This is a genomic window from Streptomyces bambusae, from assembly GCF_019400985.1.
Lineage (GTDB): Bacteria > Actinomycetota > Actinomycetes > Streptomycetales > Streptomycetaceae > Streptomyces > Streptomyces bambusae_A.
In genome coordinates, this window is record NZ_WTFF01000552.1 from 1 (window position 1) to 2,516 (window position 2,516).

The following is a 2,516-nucleotide window of genomic DNA, read 5'->3' on the forward strand; positions in this document are numbered from 1 at the left end:
CCGCGCGCGCCCCCCAGCGCGCTCCTCCCCCCCCCCCCCCCCCTTCCCGACCCGGGCCGCCGCCCCGCCCCCCGCCCCCAAACCCCGGGGGGGGCGGGAGGGGGCGGGGCTGCCGCACCCGACCCCCCCGCCCCTGTTCGGGGGCCTTGCCGGCCGTGGCGGATCTGCTGGGCCGTTGGGGCTGGTCGCGCAGTTCCCCGCGCCCCTTACGGGGCACGACCCAGCCCGGTCGGCGGGGCCCGGCAATATCCAGCCTCGCCGGCGTTTGAGGCGCGGGGGAGTGGGGGCGGAGCCCCTGCTACGAGACGACCCAACCACCAAGGAGCCCTAGCTCATGCGTCTGTCCGTGTCCGGGACGTACGCGGCGGGAAAGACCTCCACGGCTACCGCCCTCTCCCACTACACCGGCATCCCCTTCGCCCCCGCCCGCTCCATCCGGGAGATCCTCCCCGATGCCGTGCCGGGCAAGGCGCTCGCCGAGGTGACGCCCGCGGAGTACCTGCAGCTCGCGGTGCGGCGGCACGTCGGGCGGGTGCAGAACGAGGCGCGGCTCGGGGATCCGCTGATCTCCGACGGGTCCTCGCTCCAGGAGTGGATCTACGCCGCCGCCCGCGTCCACTTCGGCATGGACCCCGCCTCACCCGCCGACACCCCGCCGGCCGGCGCCGCGATGCGCTTCTTCGCCGAGGCCGTGGACCAGCTCGGGCACGCGATGCGGCAGCACGTGAAGGAGACCTACGACGGGTTCGTGCACCTGAAGGCCCCGGCCGGGGCCACCGGCAAGGCCGGCGGGCACCGGCGGATGCATCCCGCCTTCCGCGGGTTCTGCGACGACATGCTGCTCCAGGCCCTGGAGGACCTCGGCGTCACCTACCACGTCGTGGAGGAGGCGGACCGGGCGGAGCGGCTGCGTACCGTCGCCGGGCTGTTCGGGCTGCCGGTCGTACGGCCCGTCGAGGAGGCCCTGGCGCTGGCCGCAGGCGAGTACGCGGCCATCGACTGGCGGCTGGAGGGCGAGCGGGTGCAGTCCGCCGCCTCCCGGGCGGCCGCCGCGGAGGTGGTGGTCCGGTGACCCGCGCGTCCGCACCCGTATCCACACCCGTTTCCGCTTCCGCAGCCGCGGTTCATGGGCGGCGGTGGCTGATGCTGCCCGTCGTGCTGGCCGCGCTGTTCATGGCCCAGTTCGACCTCTACGTCGTCAACGTCGCCGCGCCCACCCTCCAGGACCAGCTCGGGGCCGGGCCGGTGGCGTTGGAGCTGATCGTCGCCGGGTACGCCTTCACCTACGCCAGTGGGCTGATCACCGGTGGGCGGCTCGGTGACCTGTTCGGCAACCGGGTGATGTTCCTCGGCGGCACCCTCGCCTTCACCGCCGCCTCGCTGCTGTGCGGCCTGGCCCAGAGCCCGGGCCAGCTGGTGGCCGCGCGGCTGCTCCAGGGTGTGACCGGGGCGGCCATGGTGCCGCAGGTGCTCGCGCTGATCACGGGTGTGTTCGGGCCTGCCGAACGGCCCCGGGCGCTCGCCTGGTTCGGGGTCACCGTCGGGGTCGGCGCCGTCGCCGGGCAGGTGCTCGGCGGGGTGCTGCTCCAGGCCGGTTCGGAAGGGTCCGGCTGGCGGGCGATCTTCCTGGTCAACGTGCCGGCCGGGCTGCTCACCTTCGCCCTCGCGCGGGCGGTCGTACCCGGGCCGCCCAAGGTCAGGGCGGGAACGGGGCTGGACCCCGTCGGCGGCCTCGGCATCCCGGCCGGGCTCGCGCTGGCGCTCGTACCGCTGATGCTCGGCGGGGCGGGCGGCTGGCCGCTGTGGTCCTGGCTGAGCCTGGCCGCCGCAGGGCCGGTGCTGGTGGGAACCCTGCTGTGGGAACACCGGCTCGGGCGGCGGGGCGGGACCCCGCTGCTGGACCTGTCACTGTTCGCCGTGGCCTCCTTCCACCGCGGGCTGGTGATCAGCGGGGCGGTCTTCGGGGCGTTCTTCAGCTTCCTGTTCGCGCTCACGCTCGTGCTGCAGTCCGGGCTCGGGCTCTCACCGCTCGGCGCCGGGCTCGCGTTCGCGCCGCTGGGGCTGGCCTTCGCCGCCGCCTCGATGGCGGCCCGGCGCACCCCGCCGGGGAAGGGCGCGCGTACGGTGCTCGCCGGGATCGGGGTCGCGGGTGCCGGGATGCTGGGTCTGTTGATCGAACTCCTGTTGTTTCCCGGTGAGTTGAGTGTGGCTCGGCTGTTGCCTCCGATGGTGCTCATCGGTCTCGGCAACGGGCTGGCCGTGCCCGCGCTGACCGGGGCCGTGCTCGCCGGCGTACGCCCCGGGCAGGCCGGCACCGCCGCCGGAGTGCTCACCACCGCCCAGCAGTTCGCGAGCGCGGTCGGCGTGGCGCTGATCGGCTCCGTGTTCTTCGCCGTCCTCGGCGACCGGACGGCCACCGCCGGCTACGCCGACGCGCTGCGCTGGGTCGCCGGCATCGGGCTGGTGCTGGTGGCCGTGGCGGCCCTCGCCGCCCGGTCCCTGCCGGCCAAGGCCGC

Annotated in this window: 2 protein-coding genes; both read left to right on the plus strand. The window is 75.4% G+C overall.

Going from position 1 to position 2,516, the window contains the following annotated elements; genetic code table 11:
• The first annotated feature begins 334 nt into the window (after window positions 1-334).
• Window positions 335-1,072 (plus strand): AAA family ATPase, encoded by a 738-nt coding sequence (locus GPJ59_RS35440; protein WP_219672219.1) that lies wholly within the window; start codon window positions 335-337, stop codon window positions 1,070-1,072.
• Window positions 1,073-1,143: 71 nt separating this feature from the next.
• A partial coding sequence (locus tag GPJ59_RS35445; protein WP_219672222.1) for an MFS transporter occupies window positions 1,144-2,516 on the plus strand: 1,373 nt, incomplete at its 3' end.